The following is an 824-nucleotide window of genomic DNA, read 5'->3' on the forward strand; positions in this document are numbered from 1 at the left end:
ACCGCGACCGTGCCGGCGACCCCGACGACGCCGATCCCGATGCCGGGGGCCACCTCGCCCCGACGCGTCCACCCGGGCGCGGCCCCGTGGCACCGGTGCGTCACTGTGTGCGCGACCAGGTGCTCGCCGCCCTGCGCGGCGCCCTCGCCGACGGGGACCTGCGTCCCGGCGAGGTGCACTCGGCCCCCCAGTTGGCCGTGCGCTGGGGCGTCTCGGCGGGCCCGGTGCGCGAGGCGATGCACCAGCTGATGAGCGAGGGCACGATCGAGGCGGTGCCCAACCGGGGCTTTCGGATCTGCGGCCTGACCGCCCGGGACCTCGCGGAACTGGCCGAACTGCGCGCCGCGCTGGAGGTCCCCGCCATCACGGCCCTGGCACGCGACCTGCCCCCCGCCCACTGGGTCGGCCTGCGCCCGCTCGCCGACGCCGCCGTGACCGCCGCCGCCCTCGGGGACGGCGCGGCCTACGCAGAGGCCGACCTGGCCTTCCACCGGGAACTCCTCGCCCCCGCCGGCAACCGGCAACTGGTGGCGGTCACCCAGCACCTGCACCGTCGCTCCCAGGCGCCGGTCATCGGAAGGCCCCCGCGCGGGGCCGCCGACCTGCTCGCCGACGCCCTGGAGCACGGCGCGCTGCTCGACGCCCTGGCCTCGGGCTCGCCGGACCGTGTCGAACGCATGGCCCGCGAGCACCTCACCGGCTGCTGACCGGACCGACCGGAACCGCCCCCGCCCGGCACGCCCCATGAGTCGCTCACGGTCGGGAACGCCCCCGCCGACCGGGTGAAACCGGCGGGAGCGCGGAAGAGCCCCGGGGAGCCCGTG

1 protein-coding gene is annotated in these 824 nt (G+C 77.8%); it reads left to right on the top strand.

Going from position 1 to position 824, the window contains the following annotated elements:
* A partial coding sequence (locus FNQ90_RS25375; RefSeq protein WP_228471605.1) for a GntR family transcriptional regulator occupies window positions 1-707 on the top strand: 707 nt, incomplete at its 5' end.
* Window positions 708-824 lie beyond the last annotated feature (117 nt).

The organism is Streptomyces alkaliphilus (genome assembly GCF_014141535.1).
In the GTDB taxonomy this organism is placed as follows: Bacteria; Actinomycetota; Actinomycetes; order Streptomycetales; family Streptomycetaceae; genus Streptomyces; species Streptomyces alkaliphilus.